Raw genomic sequence first — 20,345 nt, forward strand, 5'->3', positions numbered from 1 at the left:
ACAGCGCCGGCGTCAGATAGAGTCTGATGAGTGATAGCCGATTTTATCATAGATGGCGTGCTTGAACAGGGTGAAACGGGGCGTCTTTGCCACCGCCTTACGGCGCGGCGCGCCACTGCCCGAGATAGCTCGTGACCGCCCGCGTCGCCTCGCGGCAAATGGCCGGCGAAACGGTGCCTTCCCGCGCATAGCCGTATTTCATGCAGGCGAACGCCAATTCTATGGCGATCAAGACGACGTCGGGATCTGACGGCAGCGCATCAAGTTCGGGCAGCTCGCGCACTTTGGCGCGGAACATCTCGCCGATCGTCAGGTTCTTGGCGGCGTGCGCCTCTTGCTCCGGTTCGGTGAACGCGCCGCGTAGCAGCAAGACGCTCGCCGCCGGATGCGCGTTGTAGTAGCGGGCGGTGGCCGCCACGGCGGCATCCACCCAATCGTGCAGGGTGTCGGCGCTCTCGAGCTCCGCTTCACGCAGCGCCTGCGCCAGTTGCGCCATATGGCTCTGAGCCAGGTGTGAAAACAACGCGTATTTGTCCGGGAAGAACGGGTAGATCGCGGCGCGCGGCACATCGGCCGCTTCCGCCAGAGCGGGAATGGAGGTTTTTTCCGGCCCGAGGGTGGCGAGCATCTGTTCGGCAGCGCTCAGCACTTTGGCCATGCGCGCCGCCGCGCGTTCCTGAATCGGCACGCGCACATTTTTTTTTGCTTGCGGCATCGCTTTTTCCGACATAAGTTGTATTTTAATGATCCGACATTTGTTGGATTATACTGAAATTGAACCCGTCAACCAAGCGCCATAACGCCAGAGGTTTCGTATGGAGAATTACGCCAATCAATCTCACTGGCAGGAGATTCAACGATTCCTGCCGGAAAATTTTCGGCTGCGGCCGGGGGAAGAACCGACCGAGGTGTGGTGGCCCTGGCGGCAGCACCGTATTCATCTGGACTGCTATCGCCGCCCGGAGGCGCCGGTGAAAGTGATCCTGTTCCATGGGGTGGGCACCAACGGCCGACAGATGTCGACCATCCTGGGAGCGCCGCTGGCGCGCCGGGGGATAGAGACGATCGCCGTCGACATGCCGGGGTACGGAATGACGCAGATGGGCGGCCAACGGCGGCGCGTGCGTTACGACGACTGGGTGCAGATCGGCAGCGATCTGATCGACGCGGAACGGGCGAAGGATGCGCGGCCGATTGTGCTGTACGGCCTGAGCGCCGGCGGGATGGAGACTTACCACGTGGCGGCGTTGAACCGGCAGGTGAAAGGCATTGTCGGCATGACGTTTCTCGATCAGCGTGAACAGCAGGTGCGCGACGAGACGGCATTGAATCTGTTGATGAGTCGCCTGGGCATTCCGTTGGCGCGACTGACGGCCGCCACGCCGCTGGCGGGTATGGCGATGCCGATGGCGCTGGCGAGCAAGATGCATGCGCTGGTCAATGACAAGGCGGCGCTCAAGGCGTGCCTGGCGGACAACACCTCGGCGGGAGCCTGGGTGACGATGCGGTTTTTGGCCTCGTACGCGGAGTATGCACCCGCCATTGAACCGGAAGCGTTCGACGTTTGCCCGGTTCTGTTGACGCAACCGGCGCAGGATCGCTGGACGCCGTTGCACCTGAGTGAACTGTTTCTGCGGCGCATTCGGCGGGTGCCGGTGACCACCGTGATGCTCGAGAACGCCGGGCATTATCCCCTCGAGCAGCCGGGCCTCGATCAGATGGTTGAAGCGGTGCATCGTTTTTGCCTGGCCGCGGCGGAGCGGTGAGGCGACGGCGCATGTTCTGAAGACGCCACTGCAGCTCAGCATGTTATCCACAGTTTTAGTGGATAACGTGTGTGCAAGGCAGAGTGAAACCGTTAGCAGGCGTAAAAAAAAATCGCTCAGAAAATTATTATATTACGCGTCAAACTGTGTTCTGACGGGGGATAGGGGGGCTCACGCGTTCGCGTTTTGTTTATGCTTTACTGTGTAAATATACAGTTTGGTTATGAATATGCTGAGCACTTCAAGGTTGTATGCTTTTTCACCAGGTGAGCCCCTGACGTTACCGCTGTTTGCCGATCGTGTGGCCTGCGGTTTTCCTTCACCGGCGCAGGACTATGTCGAGAGCCGGCTGGACATTGGCAAGTTGTTGGTGCGGCATCCTAATGCCACTTATTTCGTGCGCGCCAGCGGTGAGATGGAGCGAGCAGGATGGATCAGGCACTACCGACAGATTAAGAAACTGAGCATCCGAGAAACAGCAGACGCGACAGGCTGCAGTACTTCCCAAGTTTGTCGCATTCAGGCCTTCTATAAAGAAGTTGAGACTGATTAAAAAGCAGCCTTAATGTACAATAATTTTCTATATCCAAACTGACCCCATGAACAATCAATGAGTTAGAGGTGAAAGATGATTTCATACAAAAAAACCATACCTGCTCTTGTCATATTCGCTTTATCTAATGCTGTGGCATATGCGAATGATTTCGACAAATCAAATGAAGCGATGGCAATTTCAGCAATAGGTTTTTCTGGCTCAAATGCTCGTGTTGCACATGATGTTTGTGGGGCAACCAATGAGAAAATTGATAAATATAAAAAACAAATAAAAGACTCATTAACTAGAACATTAAAGTATGAACAGTCAGGATTCGATACGCATTGGGATAATGGTTGGAAAAATGCTGATTTTTTGGTTAAGTCATTAAGTAATGATGAAGCCTATAAAAAAGAATATTGCCGAGAGGTTTTAGATGGAATTAATAATCCTGAAATGAATTAAGGACTATTCCTTATTCGGGGTTCTACGCCGGAACCCCAGATTTTTCCGTCCGCTAAAATTATCCCCGGTTGAGCAGCTTTATACCGTCAGCTCGCAGTGGACCATCAGGGGAAATGTGGCGGTACAGCGTTTGTCGGGTGATCCCAAGCTCCTGGCATAACGTACTGACTTTCGTCTCTGGCCGTCCCATTGATGCCATTGCCAGTCGCAATTTTATTGGCGTCATTTTGTAAGGCCGTCCGCCGTTCCTCCCGTGGGATCTTGCTGAGGCAAGGCCTGCTGCTGTTCTTTGCGGCGCTGTACGCAGCAGAGACCGACGGCCGCGCGTCCGGTATCGCCCGCCGTCGGCGCCGTTCGCAATGACAATCCCTCACTCATCCTGCCCATCGATACGCCAACGGTCTGAGTGCCGAATTATCCACAGTTTTGGTGGGTATCATGTGTGCAAACACACGTGAAGAACGCCAAAATCTGCAGGAAAAATCACTCAGAAAATTATTATATTACGCGGCAAAGCGCGATCCGCAGGGGAATTTGGGGTTGCGCGCGTTCGCGTTTTGTTTATGCTTTACTGTATAAATGTACAGTTTGGTTATGATTATGCTGAGCAATTCAAGGTTGTATGCTTTTTCACCAGGTGAGTCTCTGACGTTACCGCTGTTTGCCGATCGCGTGGCCTGCGGCTTTCCTTCCCCGGCGCAGGACTATGTCGAGAGCCGGCTGGATATCGGCAAGCTGCTGGTGCGGCATCCCAACGCCACCTACTTCGTGCGCGCCAGCGGCGAGTCGATGATCGACGGCAATATTCAGGACGGCGATCTGCTGATTGTCGACAGTGCCCTGACGCCGGAACACGGCAATATTGTGATCGCCGCCGTGGACGGTGAATTCACCGTCAAAAAACTGCAGCGCTACCCCGACGTGCGGCTGTTGCCGATGAACCCCGCCTATGCGCCAATCGTGTTCAACGACGAGGCGCAGCTGGAGATCTTCGGCGTGGTGACCTTTATCGTCTACGCGGCGCTGTAACCATGTTTGCCCTGGTAGACGTCAACAGCTTCTACGCCTCCTGCGAAACCATCTTTCGGCCCGATCTGCGGGGGCGGCCGGTGATCGTGCTGTCCAACAACGACGGCTGTGTGATCGCCCGCAGCGCCGAGGCGAAAGCGTTGGGCGTGCCGATGGGCGCGCCTTATTTCAAAATCAAAGAGGAGATGCGCCGCCGCAACGTCGCGGTGTTTTCCTCCAACTACGCGCTGTACGCCGATATGTCCCGCCGGGTGATGGACACGCTGGAGGAGATGGCGCCGGCGGTGGAGATTTATTCGCTGGACGAAGCCTTTCTGCGGCTGGACGGCGTGGCGCACTGCGAGGCGCTGGAACCGTTCGGTCATCGGGTGCGCGATCGCATCCGGCGCGAGCTGCATTTGACGGTCGGGGTCGGCATTGCGCCGAGCAAGACACTGGCCAAACTGGCCAACTTCGCGGCCAAGAAATGGCGCGGCACCGGCGGCGTGGTGGATTTATCCGATCCGGTGCGCCAGCGCAAGCTGCTGGCGTTGATCCCGGTGGAAGAGGTGTGGGGCGTGGGGCGCCGCCTGACACGCCAGCTGCAGGCGATGGGGATCCATACCGCGCTGCAGCTGGCGGATTGCGATACCCGGCTGGCGCGTAAAACCTTCAGCGTAGTGCTGGAGCGCACGATACGTGAGCTGCGCGGCGAATCGTGCCTGCGGTGGGAAGATGAGGCGGCGGCGAAAGAGCAGATCATCTGTTCCCGCTCGTTCGGCCAGCGCCTGACGCATTACCCGCACATGCGCGAGGCGATCTGCAGCTACGCCGAACGCGCCGCCGAAAAGCTGCGGCAGGAAAAGCGCTATTGCCGCAACGTGTCGGTGTTTATCAAAACCAGCCCGCATGCGGCGGGCGAAGGCTATTACAGCAATATGGGCACCGCCCGGCTGCAAACCCCGAGCAACGACAGCCGCGACATCATCGCCATGGCGGTGCGCGCGCTGGAGAGCATCTGGCAGGAGGGGCGGCGTTATCTGAAGGGCGGCGTGATGTTGGGGGATTTCAGCGCCGCCGCCATGGCGCAGATCGACCTGTTCGACGACTGCCCGCCGCGCCGCAACAGCGAGCGGCTGATGGCGACCCTCGATCGCCTGAATCAGGAAGGGCGCGGGCGCGTATGGTTCGCCGGGCAGGGGATCGTCAAACCGTGGCAAATGAAGCGCGAAATGCTGTCGCCGGCTTACACCACCCGGCTGGCGGATATCCCGCTGGTGCGGCTGGGGGAGCGGGAGCCGCGCGACGCCGAGCCGAAGGAGGAAAAACGCCGCGGGTGACAGCCGGCGGCGTGGGTAGGCTATGCGTTACTTCACCGCTGCCGGGTCCGGCTTATCGGGGGTGATGCCATACAGCACCATGGCGCGGTTGACCTCGCTGCGGGCGATACGGCCTTCGTCAGCCAGCAGTTTCAACGCGGCGATCGCGATGAAATGGCGGTTGACCTCGAAGAACTCACGTAGCGCCTCGCGGGTGTCCGAGCGGCCAAAGCCGTCGGTGCCCAAGGTGATAAAGGCGCGGTCCGGCAAGAACGGTTTGATCTGATCGCCGACGATCTTCATATAGTCCGTCGCCACCACCACCGGGCCAGGATGCGCCGCCAGCAGACTCTGTATATAAGGGACTTTCGGCGGGTCTTCCGGGTGCAGCAGGTTCCAGCGTTCGGCCGCCATGCCGTTACGGCGCAGTTCGCTCAGGCTGGTGGCACTCCAGATATCGCTGGCGACGCCAAAGTCCTCGGCCAACAGCGCCGCCGCCGCCAGCGCCTCGCGCATGATGGCGCCGCTGGCGACCAGCTGAGCGCGCGGGCTCTCTTGGTTTGCCGTTTCGTTCTGTTTGAGCAAATAGGCGCCCTGGATAATCCCGTCCTCCACGCCCGCCGGCATCGGCGGCTGCGGGTATCCTTCGTTGAGCAAGGTGATGTAGTAGTAAATATCCTCTTGTTCAACGAACATCCTGCGCATGCCGCTCTGAACGATCGCTGCGAGTTCATAGGCATAGGTCGGATCGTAGGAGACGCAGCTGGGAATGACGGAAGACAGCACGTGGCTGTGGCCGTCGTCATGCTGCAAGCCTTCGCCCATCAGAGTGGTTCTGCCGGAGGTGGCGCCGAGCAGGAAGCCCTTGGTGCGCGCGTCTGCCGCTGCCCAGGCGAGATCGCCCACCCGCTGCAGCCCGAACATGGAGTAGAAGATATAGAACGGGATTGTCGCGACATCGTGGTTGCTGTAGGCGGTGCCGGCGGCGATCCAGGTCGATATCGCGCCGGATTCGTTGATGCCTTCCTGCAAAATCTGGCCGTCTTTGGCCTCTTTGTAGTAGCTGAGCTGCCCGGCGTCTTGCGGGGTATACAGCTGGCCGAGCCAGGAATGGATGCCAATCTGGCGGAACAGGCCTTCCATGCCGAACGTGCGCGATTCGTCCGGCACGATGGGCACAATCAGTTTGCCGATGTTGGCGTCTTTGAGCAGCGTGCCGAGGATATTGACGAAAGCCATGGTGGTCGACATGTTGCGTTCGCCGCTGCCCTTCAGCAGGCCGTCGAAGCGCGATAGTTCCGGTATCGCCAGCGGAGCGGATTGGCCGAAGCGGGCAGGGATGTAGCCGCCCAGCGCAGTGCGCGTCGCGGTGATGTACTTCGCCGCAGCGCTGTCGGGTTCAGGCTTCAGGTAAGGGATCTCTGCCAGTTGGGCGTCGGAGATTGTCAGCCCTAAACGGTCGCGGAAGGCTTTCACCGCATCCTGGCTCATTTTTTTCAGCTGGTGGTTGATGTTCTGCCCTTCACCGGCTTCCCCCATGCCAAACCCTTTGACGGTTTTGGCCAGCACCACCGTCGGTCTGCCCGTGGTATGCACCGCCTGATGGTAGGCGGCGTACACCTTTTGCGGATCGTGGCCGCCGCGGTGCAGCGCCCAGATCTCATCGTCGCTCAGGTCGGCGACCAGCTCGAGCAATTCCGGGTACTTGCCGAAGAAATGCTCCCGCACATAGGCGCCGCTTTGCGATTTGAAGGTCTGGTAATCGCCGTCGACGCACTCCATCATCCGCTGCATCAGCAGTCCGGAGCGGTCTTTTTGCAGCAGTTTGTCCCAGCCGCTGCCCCAGATCACCTTGATCACCTGCCAGCCGGCGGCTTTGAAGGTGCCCTCCAGTTCCTGAATGATCTTGCCGTTGCCGCGCACGGGGCCATCCAGCCGCTGCAGGTTACAGTTCACGACGAAGATCAGGTTATCGAGTTTTTCTCGCCCGCCCAGCGCAATCGCCGCCAGCGATTCCGGTTGATCCATCTCGCCGTCGCCGAGGAACGCCCACACCTTTCTTCCCTGGTGAGGTTTCAGCTCGCGGTATTCCAGATAACGCATGTAGCGCGCCTGGTAGGCGGCGGTCAGCGGCCCCAGCCCCATCGAAACGGTGGGATATTGCCAGAAATCCGGCATCAGCCGCGGGTGCGGGTAGGAGGAGAGGCCACGGCGCGCGGATTCGCGACGAAAGTTGTCGAGCAGCTCCTCGTCGATGCGGCCTTCGAGATAGGCACGGCCATAAATACCGGGGGCGGAGTGGCCCTGGATATACACCATGTCGCCGGCGAAATCATCGGTGCGCCCACGGAAGAAGTGCGTGAATCCCACATCGTAAAGCACTGCGGCCGACTGGTAGGTGGCGATATGCCCGCCAACGTTGGAATGTTTGCCGGCGCGCAGCACCATCGCCATGGCGTTCCAGCGAATAAACGCATTGATGCGCGCTTCAGCGGCCAGATCGCCGGGATACGTCGGCTGCTTATAAGCCGGAATGGTGTTCACGTAGGGCGTGGTGACCAGGCTGAAGAAATCGCCGTGTTTTCGCTGATCGGCTTCGGCCATTTTCTCCAGTAAAAAATGCGCGCGCTCACGGCCGTCGATATCGGTGACGCCTTCAAATGCCTCAAGCCATTCAGCCGTCTCTTGCGGGTCAAGATCTGCTTTAACCACGGGTTGGTTCATAAAAGCTCCAAATGTACTTACCTGATAAGGCGCTGAGCGATACAGGGATTTATTGAATTGCAAGTGCAAGAGTTGCAAATGCAATAATGGCGAAAGCCACTCTATCCCTTTACAATTGCAATTGCAACTCACCGCTTTTGACGAGAAAAATGACATGACAGATAAACAACCCGACCTGTGGTTCTCCTTTGTGCGCGCGCATCGGGCGATGATCAGAAAGATAGAGGCGAAGTTGTCGGAGGCGGGGCTGCCGGTTTACGCCTGGTATGACGTGTTATGGGGATTGGAAAGCGGGGAAAACGGCACACGCCGCATGCATGAGCTGGCGGACGTGTTGGTGATTGAGCGTTACAACCTGACCCGCCTGATGGATCGCCTGGAAAAAGAGCGGCTGGTCACGCGTTTTCGATCGGATGACGATCGCCGGGCCTCCTTCGCGACTATCACCGAGGAAGGCAAGGCCCTGCGGAAAAAGATGTGGGAGATCTACCGCACGGTGGTCAACACCCATTTTCTCAACCAGTTCAGCGAAGAAGAGATCGCACGCTTCTCCGACGCGTTGGACAACGCGATGCAGCTGGCCAGAGAGTGATCAGGCATCGGGTGTGATGTGCAGAACGCGCAGCGCATCGGCGATCAGCGCCGAAGGGATTTTCTGCTCGTCGGCCAGCAGTTTGAGGGCGCAGAGCGCAATCCATTCCGCCTGCGGGTAGTGGATTTCGCCGCGCACCCGTGAATCTGAGCCCACCGCGGCAAAGCGTGCGGGAATGAATCGCTTGAGCTGATTGGCAATCAGGTGCGAGTAGTCGGTGACGGCGACGACGGGGGCATTCCCGGCACCCAGGCACGTTTTCAGATGGCATTTGCCGCCGCTGTCCTGGCGCTGCATGTCGGCGAGTTCGGCGTCCTGCGCCAACCGCGTGTAGCTGGGGCAGCTCCAGATTTCAGACGCAATCCCCCAGTTTTTCAATACCTCGGCCGCCCGCTGAACGCGGGCGAGCGCACGGCCGGCGCCGCACAGACGAACCTGCAACGGTGAGTCTGCCGCGGTGGCGACGCGATACATTCCCCTGAACGCCTGTTCTGCGACAAACGGCTCCCCTGAAGAGAGGGGGCCATTGTCTGCGTTGGTCGCGAGATACACCATCTTTCTCGTTCCCTCCAGATAGAGCGCGCGCAGGGCGTGATGGAGTATCGCGCCGGTTTCTCTGGCATTGGCCGGATCGAAAGGCAACCAGCCCGGCATGGCCGTGAGCTGAAGCGGGAACCAGGCCTGAACGCCTTTCGGCAAATCGGCACTGCCGGTATCTGCATCGCTGATGAAAATCCCCTTGCGATTGGTTTCCGGCTCAAGCCCGCGGAGCATGTCCACCGAGGGGGTGTTGACGAAGTAAAACAGCGGCTTCTCATAACGCTCTGATTGATGGCCAAACCAGAGCGGCCAGGCGGTGGCGTAGCGGGAAATCGGCGGCTCGGCGCGCCTTCTGCCGTCGATAAGCCAGATGTCGCCGCTGGCGTTGAGTTCGCCCAGGGTTTGCGCCGTCCAGGCGCTGGCAGAAGGGCGCGAAGCGCCGGCTTTTTGGTTGGCGGAGGTCATCTTGCGGATACAGGCTTTGGCCAGGGTTTGGGTTCTGGCCGAGGCGGCGGGCAGTGTTATACGTTGAGGCGACATGCGGAGCGTTCTCTTTAAGTTGCAAGTGCGATGATTGTAATTGCAATTCATGGTGTGTGCCAATGACTTCTGAACAGGTCGCAGCCATCCAGATGTGTCCCGCGGCGATATATTCAGGTTCTGCAGACGCGATCCTATTTGTTTCACCGACCAGACAGCCGCCATCCGTTGTCCTTATTTCTGCAGTTTTTTATAAATGACGGGCAGCTAAAAACGGTTTGCCGATAGGGATAATGCGCGTGTCAATCCGCGTTAAACGAGAATATCGGCATCTTAAAAATAAAACGAAATAAGGATGAAAGCATATGCCTGGATTTAATTATGGCGGTAAAGGAGATGGGACTAACTGGAGTTCTGAACGCGGTACGGGCCCTGAGCCGGGGGGCGGCGATAAAGGCCATTCCGGCGATCGCGATCGCGGCGGCGCCGGCGTTGGCAACAGCCCGGAACAGCAACAGATAGCGGCGATCCAAAACGATCCGGCGCTGCGCATGAAGCTGGAGGCGGTGATTAAGGCGGCGCGCAGAATTAACCCGGATGCGAAATTGCATATTGAAAGCGTCAGCCCATCCGGCACGCTGAGCCTTTCCGCCACCGGTTTGACGGCCGAGCAGGCGAAGCACATTGGCCTGGGGGGGCTGGTGATGGGGGTCAACGCCAAGGGGGTGACAGTGGCGCTCGGGGATATCGAAACCGGCCATGCGCGCAAGCCCTCAACCCCTGGCAAAGGCGGCAACAATGGCCTGAATGCCGGGCAGATCGGCGCCTCTTCGTTAGGCAGTTTCGTGACAGACTCGCATCGCGATCGGCCCGTCAGCGGCTGGCATGGCAACGGCAAAACCGGCGAATTCTCGACGACCCGCACGACCGGGAGTTACTACGGTTTTCATCATTTGAAGGTGGAAAAGCAAGACGGAGTGGCGACCTACAACCTCTACTATAAGGCCAATAAGAACCGGCCCGCGTTTATCGCCGTGGTGAGAGGGGATAACCTGAATGCCATGGAGGTGAAATATGCCAACGGCAAACCGGTAAAATCGCCCGGCTCGGTAAAAACGATCGTTAAGGAATTCGTCGAATATCAAAATGCGGAATTAAAAGCCATCAAGGATGGCGTCAGCCTGGCCGCAGGTATCAATAAAGATATCGCGGAAAAGATCGGCGCGAAATACGCCAAACTCGCCAAGGATTTGGAGGCGGGAATTCAAGGAAAATATATTCGCAACGTGCAAGATGCGGAGAAAACCTACGAGCAATTGACGAAGGGCCTGAACAAAAAGCTTAAGGCGCAGGACAAAGCGGCGATTGTCACCTGGCTGAAAATGATCGATGCGGAACAGTATGCCCGCAATGCGCGGGTATTAGGCAAGGTCTTCACCGGGGTGGATTGGGCGATCAAAGGCGCGGATCTGGTAAACGCCGCGATTGAAGGTTTCTCAACCGGCAACTGGAAAGCGTTCCGCAACCAGCTCGAAGCGCTCGGGTTGTCAATCGGCGCAGGGTATACGCTCTCCGCTATCGCCGCGTTTTTCGCGCCGACGCTGGTGTCGTCGACGGTGGGCATTTTCGCCTTCGCTTACCTGTTTGGCTGGGCCACCAGCTATATCGATGCGGAACGTGCGGGGGAGCTGGAGAAGTGGGTCGCTGACCTGTAACGGCATGAGGGGGCTGGCCCCCTCATTTTACCCCTCACACCCTCTACCTCTTTCACACCACCGGCGCCACCGTCAGCAGCAGATTGGCAAAACGGCGCTGTTCGCCGGAGGCGATCACCAGCAGCGTTCGATCCGATTTGACCGCGGCGTAAAACGCCTCGCGCGGCAGGTGTTCGACCGGGCAATGTGCCGGCAGCAACTGCCGGTATTCGGCTTCGATAGTGTTGGTGAAGTCCGGCGGGCAGGCCATCAGCGCCGCGCTTTCCACGTTGATGCAGGCCAGCAGTTTTTCCAGGATCGGCGGGGCGGCGAGCGTGCCGGGCGCCAGGTTCAGATAGACCACGGTGGCGTCTTTCGGCGCATGCGTCATGCAGGCGTAGTTGCCGTCGGCGATCAACACCTGGGTTTTATGCCCGCATTGCGCCAGTGCGGCGAGCAGCGGCGGGTGAGTGATGGCGGATTTGATCATAAAGCGATTCCTGAATGGGCGGGCGGCAAGCGCGCCGCCCGCAGCTGAATTACATGCGGTAGATGCCGCCGTTGATGTCGAGAGTCGCGCCGGAGATAAAGCCGTCGTATTCCGCCGCCAGGAAGGCGATGGCGCGCGCCACGTCGTCCGGTGTGCCTGCGCGGCCCAGCGGGATGGCGCGAACGGTTTCCTCCGCCGATGCCTGGGTGGTGTGGCGATTGTGGAAACGGGTGCCGAGGATCAGGCCGGGCGCCACCGCATTCACCCGGATGCCGTGCTCGCCGAGCTCCGCCGCCAGCGAGCGCGTCCAGGTGAGTACCGCGCCCTTGGTGGCGGAATAGACCAGCGAGCCGGCGTGCCCGCCGGCGCGGCCCGCCTGTGAGGCCAGGTTAACGATGCTGGCGCCGTCCGGCGCCGCTTTCAGGTGTGGGAGCGCGCTCTGGGTGACGTTCAGCATGGTGGTCATGTTCACGTCGATCACGGTTTGCCAGAAGGCGCGGTCGATCTCGCCCAGCCATTTGCGCCCGACGATACCGCCGACGTTATTGATCAGGATATCGATGCCGCCGAGCAACTCGGCGCCGGCCGAGACGCAGCGCAGCGTTTCATCGGTATCGATGAGATCGGCGTAGCCGTAGGCGGCCTTTTGCCCCAATGAATGGGCCAGCGCCACCAGCGCTTTGGGGCCGCTTTCGTCGCTGTGATAGTGAAAATAGATGTCGCAACCGGCCTTGATCAGCCGCTCCGCGGTGGCGCGGCCGATGCCCTGTTCCGCCCCGGTGATAAAGACCTTTTTGCCCGCAAGATCGCCCATGATTGACTCCTTATTGGTTCGTTAAGAATTGATGACGCCTTCACGCTGTTTGGCGCAGTAGAAAATGCAGATCAACCCGGTGGCCAGCAGGCACGAAGCCAGGAAAAACAGCCCCGGTGCGCTGCTGCCGGTCAGATCGTTCAGCACGCCCACCGCATAGGGGGCGACGAAACCGCCGATATTGCCGATGCAGCTCACCACCGCCAGCCCGGCTGCTGCGGCCGCGCCGGTGGATATGTTGGCGGGCATGGATAGGAACGGCGGCACGGCGGTATAGATGCCGATGGCGGCGATGCACAGGAATGACAGCGCGACGAACGGGTCGTATTTAAAAAATGTCACCGCGCCCATCAGGCCGATGGCGGCGATCACCATGCTGAGGCCGGCGAACACGCCGAGTTTTTTGGTTTTGCTGGCCCACAGACTCCACGGATAGACCAGCAGCGCGGCCAGGCCGTAGGGAATGAGCGCCAGCAGGCTGACGCGGAAGATATCGCCGCCGGAAATGGCGCTGATGATCGACGGCAGCCAGGTGCCGAAGCCGTAAATGCCGCACACCATGCCGAAGTTGAGCAGCGCGTAGAGCAGGTATTTCTTGTTTTTAATGCCCTTGAGGAAGTCGCCCAGCGTGATTTTAGAGCCGGATTTGGAGCGGCCGGCGTTGCTCATCAGCCAGGCTTTTTCCTCCACGTTCAGATAGCCGACGTCCTTGGGCGAGTTCTTGATCAGGAATGGGATCAACAGGCCGATGACGATCGGCGGCAGCCCTTCGAGGATGAACAGCAGCTGCCAGGGGGCGAACCCGAACCAGTCATGCTGAATATTGAGAATAAAGCCGGAAATCGGCGAGCCGACCGCGTTGGACAGCGGCTGGACGATGATGAACATGCCGAGAATTTTAGTGCGGTACTTTTCCGGGAAGAACACCGTGAAGTAATACACCACCGAGGGAAAGAAACCGGCTTCGCACACGCCCAGCATAAAACGGCAAATATACAGCTCCATCGGCGTGCGCACAAAACCGAGCAGGGTCGCGAAGATGCCCCAGGAAATTAATATTCTGGCGAACCAGATGCGCGGGCCGAATTTAATGGTGCCGGCGTTGCTGGGTATTTCAAACAGGAAATAGCCGATAAAGAAAATCCCGGAAGCGAAGCCGAAAGCCGAGGCGGTCAATCCCAGGTTATCTTCCAGCGCTTTGGCGGCGTAGGCCATATTGTTGCGGTCGAGAAAGGCCAGGAAATACAACAATATCATGAGGGGCACAATATGCAGCGTCAATTTCCTGATGGCGCTGCGTTCAATATCCTTTGGCATTATTTTTTTCATCATGGTTTTTCCCATGTGGTTAATCGGAATAATAGCGGCCCGGCCCAAAGCAATGAGCGGAGAGCTGAATAACGACGTTGCGTGCATAAAAGCGTCGCGCCGTTTATTTATTGCGACGATTCTATTTCTCTGATTTTGGCTGCGCCGAGCCGAACGATGCCCGGCTGCACATCGTTTGGTAAAGCCGTTTTTACTCTATTAACCGGCGGTTTTGACCGAGCGCCGGCTGATGACCGTCGGCGGGAAGAGAAACTCGCCGGGCGGTTGCGAATCATTGTTGATGCGGCCGATCAGGCGTTCGACCATCAGCTGCGCCATCTCCGCCAGCGGCGGCCGCACGGACGTCAGCCCCGGTTCGGCCAGGCCGGCCAGCGCGATATTGTCGATGCCGATCACCGAGATGTCTGCGGGCACCTGGACGCCGGCGGCGCGCAGGCCCACCATCAGCCCGATGCCTAACGCATCGTTAATCGCCACGATGCCGTCCGGGCGCGGCGCCAACGCGAGAACGCGCGGCGCCAGCGTCAGCCCCAATTCGAACATTTCCGTGTCGCCGTAGGCGCTGGTGGCCTTGCCTTCGATCACCCGTTGGCGTTCACTCAGGCTGTGCCCCAGGGCGCTCAGAAAACCGTCGATCTTGTGGCTGCGCCCCACGGTCAGCGTCGCTTCGGTGGCGAACACGATGTGTCGGCAGCCGCGTTCGAGCAGGTGCTGTGCGGCCAGGCGCCCGGCGGCGATATTGTCCATCGACACGCTGTCGAACAGCCGGCTATCGGTGGCCATCTGCTCGGCAAACGGGCTGTCGTAGCTGACAATCTTCATGCCTCGCTCGGCGGCCCGAACAAAATGGGTCTGGCGAATGTCGCTCGCCGCCACGATGATGCCGCGCACGCCGTGCAGGAACATATCGTCGATAAACGCGGCCTCCTCCTGCTCCTGGCGGTAGGCGTTGCCGAGCAAGACCCGGTAACGGTGAGCCCGCGCCGCGCCGTCGACCGCATGCGCCAGCGCCGAAAAGCTCGGGTTAACGATCGACGGCAGCAGCAGGCCGATGATTTTCGCCTGCGGCGTGGGTGCCGTCGCCGATTGAGCCGGCCGGTAGCCCAGGGTCGCCATCGCTCGTTCGATGCGCTCACGGGTCTGCGCGCTCATCTGGTGACTGCGATTATTCAGCAGGTTCGACACGCTGCTGATGGACACGCCGGCCAACCGCGCCACATCACGAATATTTGCCATTTGCCGCTACCTTGCTGCCTGCCGTTAGCCTGCAATCTATAAGGGAAGCCGGCCGCAGGCAAGCTGCAACCGGGGCGCCGCGTGCATGGGATCGCGCATTTGTGAGAGTCGTCAGGCGGCAGCCGTGTTGTTTACTAAACAACAACGGGGGTGGGGGCACTGTGTTAACGCAGATGAGTGAGATCTGCGAAGCATCTCTCGTTTATCGCCCTTCGGGGCGGCGGGTTCTGTACTATTGTTTTCTCTTTGCGGCACGTTCCAGGCCGATGGGGCGCTGGGCGCAACGGAGATCACAGATGAACAAACGGGAATTAGAAAGCGCGATTGTCACCGATTTTTCCAAACGCATGAGCTATGGCGACTACCTGTGCCTGGACCAACTGCTGGACTGCCAGCACCCGCTCTCCAACCCGCCGCATCATGACGAAATGCTGTTCGTGATACAGCACCAAACCTCCGAACTGTGGATGAAACTGATGCTGCACGAGCTGCAGGCGGCGCTGCGGCTAGTGCAGCAAGACAAACTCAGCCACTGTTTTAAAATCCTCGCGCGCGTCAAACAGATCCAGCGGCTGCTGTTCGAGCAGTGGGCGGTGCTGGAAACGCTGACGCCGTCGGAATACGTCGAGTTTCGCGACGTGCTGGGCAGTTCGTCGGGCTTCCAGTCGCACCAGTACCGGTCGATCGAATTCCTGCTCGGCAACAAGAACGCCGCCATGCTGGCGGTGTTCAGCAACGACGCGGAAAAGCACGCCGCGCTGAAGGCGATCCTCGAAGCGCCGAGCCTGTACGACGAATACTTGCTGTACCTGGCGCGCCACGGCTTGCCGATCCCGCAGGAGTGTCTCGAGCGCGACTGGACGCAGCCCTACCAGCGCAACCCGGATCTGCTGCCGGCGTTTAAAGTGATCTACGACAACCCGCAAACCTACTGGGAAGCCTATGAAATGGCGGAGAAGCTGGTGGATATCGAAGAGAGTTTCCATCTGTGGCGTTTCCGCCATATGAAAACGGTGGAGCGGATCATCGGCTTTAAGTCGGGCACCGGCGGCTCCAGCGGCGTCAGTTTCCTGAAAAAGGCGTTGGATCTGACCTTTTTCCCCGAGTTGCTGGACGTACGTACCGAAATCGGCGCCTGAGACATTGTGAGGGGGAAGGGCGATGAGCGTGAGGATTATCGATAAGGCGGCGGAGAAGGTGGTGGGAGTGAGAGTCGTGGGGCCGTATCCGCAGACCATCCCGCAGGGCTCGCAGCAACTGTTGGCATGGCGGCAGCGCCACGACGTGCCGTTCGGCAAATGGCTGGTGCTGTATTGGGACGATCCGGCGGAAGTGGCGCCGGAAAAGCTGCGCGCCGACGTGGTGATGAGCGTGGCGGACGATTTCGCGCTGCCGGCGGGCAGCGAGGGCGTCACCGTGCAGACGCTGCCCGCCGGGCAGTATGCGGTCTACCACGTGCGCATCAGCGATGGCGATTTCGAGCGGGTGTGGGGCGAGTTCTATCAGAAGCTGCTGCCGGCCATCGGCTACCAGCCGGTTGAGGGGGTGAGCTATGAGCACTATCTCAACGACTGCGAAGCCGACGGCTATTTCGACCTCGAGATTTACCAGACGGTGAAGAAGTGGTGAAGGGGAAATGATAAAGAAGGCTGAATCGATGGGCGGTACAGATTCAGCCCGTTGTGTTGGCTTAACGTCAGTGATTTTGCCGCCAGCCTATTCATCTCCTTGCCAAAAGGGGTTACAGCGGACGGCGTTTTTGCCGGTACTGCCGCCCGAGGGGCGGCGTTAACCGGCTTTCCCGGCGTACCAATTACCTACTCTTTAGGGAACAACTGATCGACGGCGCTCTGGATTGCCGCCTGATGGCCGCCACCCGGTGCGGCGGTGCGCGCGGCGCCGCCAGGCTGGTTGAGATCCAGCTGGCCGCCGGTGTTGATCGCGCCATCCTCTTTCACCGTGATATTGAAACTGGTGCCGGTGATGTTGATTTGGCCGTCCGCCAGCAGTTCGATCACGCTTTCGCCGCACTCGAGCCGCAGCGATTCGCCGGAGCCGAGGGTAAAGGCATTGACCACGGCGTCGCTGCGCGTTTTGCCGGTCAGCGCGGAGGATTCGCCTTTGACGCCGGTGGCCTGATTGAGCACCACCCGCTTGATCTGGTTGCCGCCCACCAGGTGGGTGTGGTCGTTAGCGATGGTGTGGCTCTCATCGTTTTTCACCTGGGTGTCCATGTTGCGCTCCGCCTGGATCCACACCTGCTCGGCGCCGGCCTTGTCTTCGAAACGCAGGGCGTTGGCGTTGTCGGCGGTGCCGTCCTTGGTGCGGCTCATAAAGCCCATCTGGGTGGCGGCGGCCGGCAGCGCCCACGGCGGCATGCTGGCTTCGTTATAGACGCGCCCGGTGACGATCGGCCGATCCGGATCGCCGTTGATAAAGTCCACCACCACTTCGTCGTTGACGCGCGGGATCTGCACACCGCCGTAGCCCTGGCCGGCCCAGGCGCTGGAGACGCGCACCCAGCAGGAGCTGCCGTCGTCTTTCGGCCCGAAGCGATCCCAGTGGAATTTCACCTTGATGCGGCCGTATTTATCGGTCCAGATCGATTCGCCGGCCGGGCCGACCACCCGGGCGGTCTGCGGCCCGTGGGTTTTCGGCCAGCTGGCCTGCTGCGGCGGGTGCCAGGGCACGTCCGCCGGCAGCACGGTGAAGTCGATACGGTGTTCGCTACTCTGATCGTCGCCGCTGGCGTAGCGGTTCTCTTTCAGGTGATAGTTGGCCTGCAGCGTCAGGTACTCGCGGTTGTCGTCGGCGTGCGGGGCGTTATACAACGTAAAGGTGCTGCCGGGGGCGATGCCCATGGCGGTGGCGGTGCCTCGGATCTGCTGATGCTCGGCCTGCCAGGCTTCCTGGCGCACGCGGGCGTAGAACTCCCCTTGCTGATGCTCGGTATAGCGGCCTGGCCAGTCGTAAACGTCGATCTGCCCCGGCGTGGGGGAGACCGGGTTTTGCCGCGCCTGGAACAGCCAGGCGTTAGGTTTGCGAAAATCATAGTCGTCCAGGCTGTAGATGCCCGGCGTGACGCGATCGGACAATGTCCACTGGCTGATGCCTTCCTCGCTGGTGCTGCCGCCGGACGGCGTCAGATGGTAGGGGATCATCTCGTAGCCGGGATAAGGCTGGTGGTGGTGGGGCGCATCCCCGAGCACCAGCGTGTGCTTGCCCATCTCGTGTTTGAAATAGTAATAGATGCCCTCCAGCTCCATCAGGCGGCTGATGAAGTTGAAGCTGCTTTCGTTGTACTGCACGCAGTAGCCCCACAGGCGATAGTCGCCGGTCAGCTGATCTTCCAGCTGCACGTTGTGCTCCGCCAGCAGGGTCTTGACGATCTGCGGCACCGTCTGTTCCTGGAAGATGCGGAAGTTGCGGTCTTTGGTCATCGGCCACAGATCCGGCTGCACGTGCAGGTTATACACCGCGTAGCGCGTGCCGCCGATCTCTTCGCTGCTGACGGCGATGGCGGTGATCTTGCCGTTCAGGTAGCGCGGGGCGCTGAGAAAGCCCTGGGTAGGGATCTCCAGCGTCAGCGGTTGGCCGAGCAGCGCTTTGCGATCGAGCCGCGCGTCGGTGCTCAGCAATTCAATAGAGAAGTCGAAAGGAGTGGAAAGCGCTTCGATGCCGTCCAGCGAGCGGAACAGCAGTTGCTCCTGGCCCAGCGGCGTGTGCGCAATAATGCGATCCAACATGAGAACATCCTCTGTGATTGACGTCATGCCCTGCATACTCCGGCGTTGCAGCGGCCTTGCCGCGCGGCCAATGAGGGGGCAGTTGCTCGTCAGTCTCATGAAATAGGGAAAACCCCGCCGTGGCGGAGTTTCAGAACGGGATTAACCGGCGGTGGCCGGGTTGACCAGCCAGGTGCCGGCGGTGTCGATGCTGAGCTGTTGGCGGCGCAGCCGATCGTTGTGGCGGATCTCCAACTGATAACGGCCTGGCGCCAGGTTCAGGCTGGCGAAGCCGTTTTCGCCCGGCGTCACCTGCTGCGGCTTGCCGTCGAGGCTGACCTGCTCACCCGGTTGCAGTTTGAAGTACACCAACGCCACCGGTTGCGCCGGCGGCGCCGCTTTTTCAGGTTCCGCCGCCGCAGGCTGCGCGGTTTGCGGCGCGCTCGCCTGCTCCGTCAGGGTTTTCTGCGCCGGTGACGCCTCGCTGTTTTGAGCGACGGCCTGGGCGTCGTCCTTGCCGCCGCTCAGCCAGGCGATCGCGCCGATCACCAGCAGCGCGGCGACCCCGGCGCCGGCCATCATCGGGCGTGAGAATTGGGTACCGCGCGCGGTAACGGCGCCGGCGGCGGCCGCAGCGGCGGCCGGGTTGGCGGCGACCAGCAAGTTCTCCGGCGCGGCGGCCGGGGTGCTGATGATTTCGTTTTCATCGGCGATCGGCAGGTGCAACAGCTCGGCCATTTCGTCGATGGTCTGCGGGCGGTCTTCCGGCTTCAGCGCCAGCGCGCGATCGACGGTGCGCAACAGCTCCGGCGAGTAGCCGGCGGGGCGGCGCTCGGTCAGCGGCTGGTAGCTGTCTTCGATGCTGCGCACCACGCTGACCGGCGGCGGCGAACCGACGATCAGCGTGTGCAGCACGGCGCCCAGCGCGTAGATATCGGTCCACGGCCCTTGTTCGCCGTCGCTGTTCTCGGTGTACTGCTCGATCGGCGCGAAGCCCGGTTTGAGCATGATCTCCGTTTCGTCCGACAGGTTGCCGATCTCTTTGCGCGCTGACCCGAAGTCCAGCAGCACCGGCAGCTGGCTCTCCTGGATCTGGATATTATCCAGCGAAATGTCGCGGTGCAGATAACCTTCCTGATGGATGGTGTTGATGGCGCTGAACAGCGGCGGCAGCAGCCGACGGATCCACGCCTCGTCGATTTTCTCCGGCTGCTGCGCCTGCAGGTTTTTCAGCGTGGTGCCGCTGTAAAACTGGGTGCCCATATAGGCGGTGCCGTTCTCTTCCCAGAAGCGCAACACGTGCAGCAGGCCGGGGTGCGAGAAGCGCGCCAGCAGACGCGCCTCCTGAATAAAGCTGTTCAGCCCGGCCTGGAAAGTTTTGCCGAAGCGCTCGCCGCGTAGCCCGATACTGAGATCGTCGTTGCGTTTCGCCAGCGAGGTTGGCATGTACTCCTTGATGGCGATGGTGCGTTCCAGTTGGTGATCGTAGGCGCGGTAGACGATGCCGAAGCCGCCTTCGCCGATCGCTTCCTGGATCTCGAATTCGTTGAATCGATAGCCGCTCGGCAGGCTGTTCGAATTCGGTTTGGTTATCCCGGTTCCCGACATAGTGATGACTCTCTGTGTTC

The 20,345-nt window shown here is 60.0% G+C and carries 18 protein-coding genes and 1 pseudogene; 9 read left to right on the forward strand and 10 right to left on the reverse strand.

Annotated features, from left to right (window positions below; translation table 11 throughout):
* Window positions 1-97: 97 nt before the first annotated feature.
* On the reverse strand, window positions 98-715 hold the full coding sequence (locus ACMGF9_RS08660; protein WP_015378310.1) for a TetR/AcrR family transcriptional regulator: 618 nt from the start codon (window positions 713-715) through the stop codon (window positions 98-100).
* A 100-nt stretch (window positions 716-815) separates the two neighbouring features.
* Between ACMGF9_RS08660 and ACMGF9_RS08665 the strand changes: the two genes are divergently transcribed.
* The 3 genes from ACMGF9_RS08665 (at window position 816) to ACMGF9_RS08675 (ending at window position 2,766) form a co-directional block, all read left to right on the forward strand.
* The gene (locus tag ACMGF9_RS08665; protein ID WP_019453527.1) at window positions 816-1,766 is read left to right on the forward strand and encodes an alpha/beta hydrolase; all 951 of its coding nucleotides are present in this window, start codon (window positions 816-818) and stop codon (window positions 1,764-1,766) included.
* Between the two features lie 223 nt (window positions 1,767-1,989).
* Entirely contained in the window at window positions 1,990-2,319 is a 330-nt protein-coding gene (locus ACMGF9_RS08670) for a helix-turn-helix domain-containing protein (protein ID WP_158497934.1), read from the forward strand.
* 75 nt (window positions 2,320-2,394) lie between these two features.
* Window positions 2,395-2,766, forward strand: a complete 372-nt coding sequence (locus tag ACMGF9_RS08675; protein WP_126171699.1) for a hypothetical protein — start codon at window positions 2,395-2,397, stop codon at window positions 2,764-2,766.
* A 58-nt stretch (window positions 2,767-2,824) separates the two neighbouring features.
* Here ACMGF9_RS08675 and ACMGF9_RS08680 read toward each other — a convergent pair.
* Window positions 2,825-3,058: pseudogene (locus ACMGF9_RS08680) on the reverse strand (resolvase); the annotation flags it as partial.
* Between the two features lie 302 nt (window positions 3,059-3,360).
* Here ACMGF9_RS08680 and umuD point away from each other — a divergent pair.
* Window positions 3,361-3,795: a translesion error-prone DNA polymerase V autoproteolytic subunit gene (umuD, locus tag ACMGF9_RS08685; RefSeq protein WP_015378308.1), complete on the forward strand. Its 435-nt coding sequence runs from the start codon at window positions 3,361-3,363 to the stop codon at window positions 3,793-3,795.
* Window positions 3,796-3,797: 2 nt separating this feature from the next.
* Window positions 3,798-5,114 (forward strand): translesion error-prone DNA polymerase V subunit UmuC, encoded by a 1,317-nt coding sequence (gene umuC, locus ACMGF9_RS08690; protein WP_414160203.1) that lies wholly within the window; start codon window positions 3,798-3,800, stop codon window positions 5,112-5,114.
* 27 nt (window positions 5,115-5,141) lie between these two features.
* On the opposite strand, the gene aceE is transcribed toward umuC, so the two are convergent.
* Window positions 5,142-7,817 (reverse strand): pyruvate dehydrogenase (acetyl-transferring), homodimeric type, encoded by a 2,676-nt coding sequence (gene aceE, locus ACMGF9_RS08695; protein ID WP_414160204.1) that lies wholly within the window; start codon window positions 7,815-7,817, stop codon window positions 5,142-5,144.
* Between the two features lie 154 nt (window positions 7,818-7,971).
* Here aceE and ACMGF9_RS08700 point away from each other — a divergent pair, with 154 nt between their 5' ends.
* Complete coding sequence (locus tag ACMGF9_RS08700; RefSeq protein ID WP_015378305.1) at window positions 7,972-8,409, forward strand: MarR family winged helix-turn-helix transcriptional regulator; 438 nt, start codon at window positions 7,972-7,974, stop codon at window positions 8,407-8,409.
* On the opposite strand, the gene ACMGF9_RS08705 is transcribed toward ACMGF9_RS08700, so the two are convergent.
* A complete protein-coding gene (locus ACMGF9_RS08705; protein WP_414160205.1) occupies window positions 8,410-9,489 on the reverse strand; it encodes a transketolase-like TK C-terminal-containing protein in 1,080 nt (359 codons plus the stop codon).
* A gap of 305 nt (window positions 9,490-9,794) precedes the next feature.
* Here ACMGF9_RS08705 and ACMGF9_RS08710 point away from each other — a divergent pair, with 305 nt between their 5' ends.
* Window positions 9,795-11,144, forward strand: a complete 1,350-nt coding sequence (locus ACMGF9_RS08710) for a colicin-like pore-forming protein (RefSeq protein WP_118891927.1) — start codon at window positions 9,795-9,797, stop codon at window positions 11,142-11,144.
* A 52-nt stretch (window positions 11,145-11,196) separates the two neighbouring features.
* On the opposite strand, the gene ACMGF9_RS08715 is transcribed toward ACMGF9_RS08710, so the two are convergent.
* From ACMGF9_RS08715 to ACMGF9_RS08730, 4 genes are all read right to left on the reverse strand, one after another.
* Window positions 11,197-11,613: an RbsD/FucU domain-containing protein gene (locus ACMGF9_RS08715; RefSeq protein WP_049188354.1), complete on the reverse strand. Its 417-nt coding sequence runs from the start codon at window positions 11,611-11,613 to the stop codon at window positions 11,197-11,199.
* Between the two features lie 49 nt (window positions 11,614-11,662).
* Window positions 11,663-12,427, reverse strand: coding sequence for an SDR family NAD(P)-dependent oxidoreductase (locus tag ACMGF9_RS08720; RefSeq protein ID WP_021505753.1), 765 nt, complete (start codon window positions 12,425-12,427; stop codon window positions 11,663-11,665).
* Window positions 12,428-12,448: 21 nt separating this feature from the next.
* Entirely contained in the window at window positions 12,449-13,684 is a 1,236-nt protein-coding gene (locus ACMGF9_RS08725) for an MFS transporter (RefSeq protein WP_021505752.1), read from the reverse strand.
* A gap of 270 nt (window positions 13,685-13,954) precedes the next feature.
* Window positions 13,955-14,992 carry a LacI family DNA-binding transcriptional regulator gene (locus tag ACMGF9_RS08730; RefSeq protein WP_075684524.1) on the reverse strand — a complete coding sequence of 346 codons (1,038 nt, stop codon included), beginning with the start codon at window positions 14,990-14,992 and terminating at the stop codon, window positions 13,955-13,957.
* Window positions 14,993-15,288: 296 nt separating this feature from the next.
* Between ACMGF9_RS08730 and kynA the strand changes: the two genes are divergently transcribed.
* A complete protein-coding gene (kynA, locus tag ACMGF9_RS08735; protein WP_015378298.1) occupies window positions 15,289-16,131 on the forward strand; it encodes a tryptophan 2,3-dioxygenase in 843 nt (280 codons plus the stop codon).
* A 22-nt stretch (window positions 16,132-16,153) separates the two neighbouring features.
* Window positions 16,154-16,621 (forward strand): DNA gyrase inhibitor SbmC, encoded by a 468-nt coding sequence (sbmC, locus tag ACMGF9_RS08740; protein WP_075684523.1) that lies wholly within the window; start codon window positions 16,154-16,156, stop codon window positions 16,619-16,621.
* 188 nt (window positions 16,622-16,809) lie between these two features.
* Here the strand turns inward: sbmC and ACMGF9_RS08745 are convergent, their stop codons facing one another.
* Both ACMGF9_RS08745 and ACMGF9_RS08750 read right to left on the reverse strand, forming a co-directional pair.
* Entirely contained in the window at window positions 16,810-18,738 is a 1,929-nt protein-coding gene (locus ACMGF9_RS08745; RefSeq protein WP_015378296.1) for a type VI secretion system Vgr family protein, read from the reverse strand.
* Window positions 18,739-18,879: 141 nt separating this feature from the next.
* Entirely contained in the window at window positions 18,880-20,325 is a 1,446-nt protein-coding gene (locus ACMGF9_RS08750; RefSeq protein ID WP_118891930.1) for a serine/threonine protein kinase, read from the reverse strand.
* Window positions 20,326-20,345: the final 20 nt, after the last annotated feature.

It is taken from the genome of Serratia sp. BNK-23 (assembly GCF_047456145.1).
GTDB lineage: Bacteria > Pseudomonadota > Gammaproteobacteria > Enterobacterales > Enterobacteriaceae > Serratia > Serratia nematodiphila.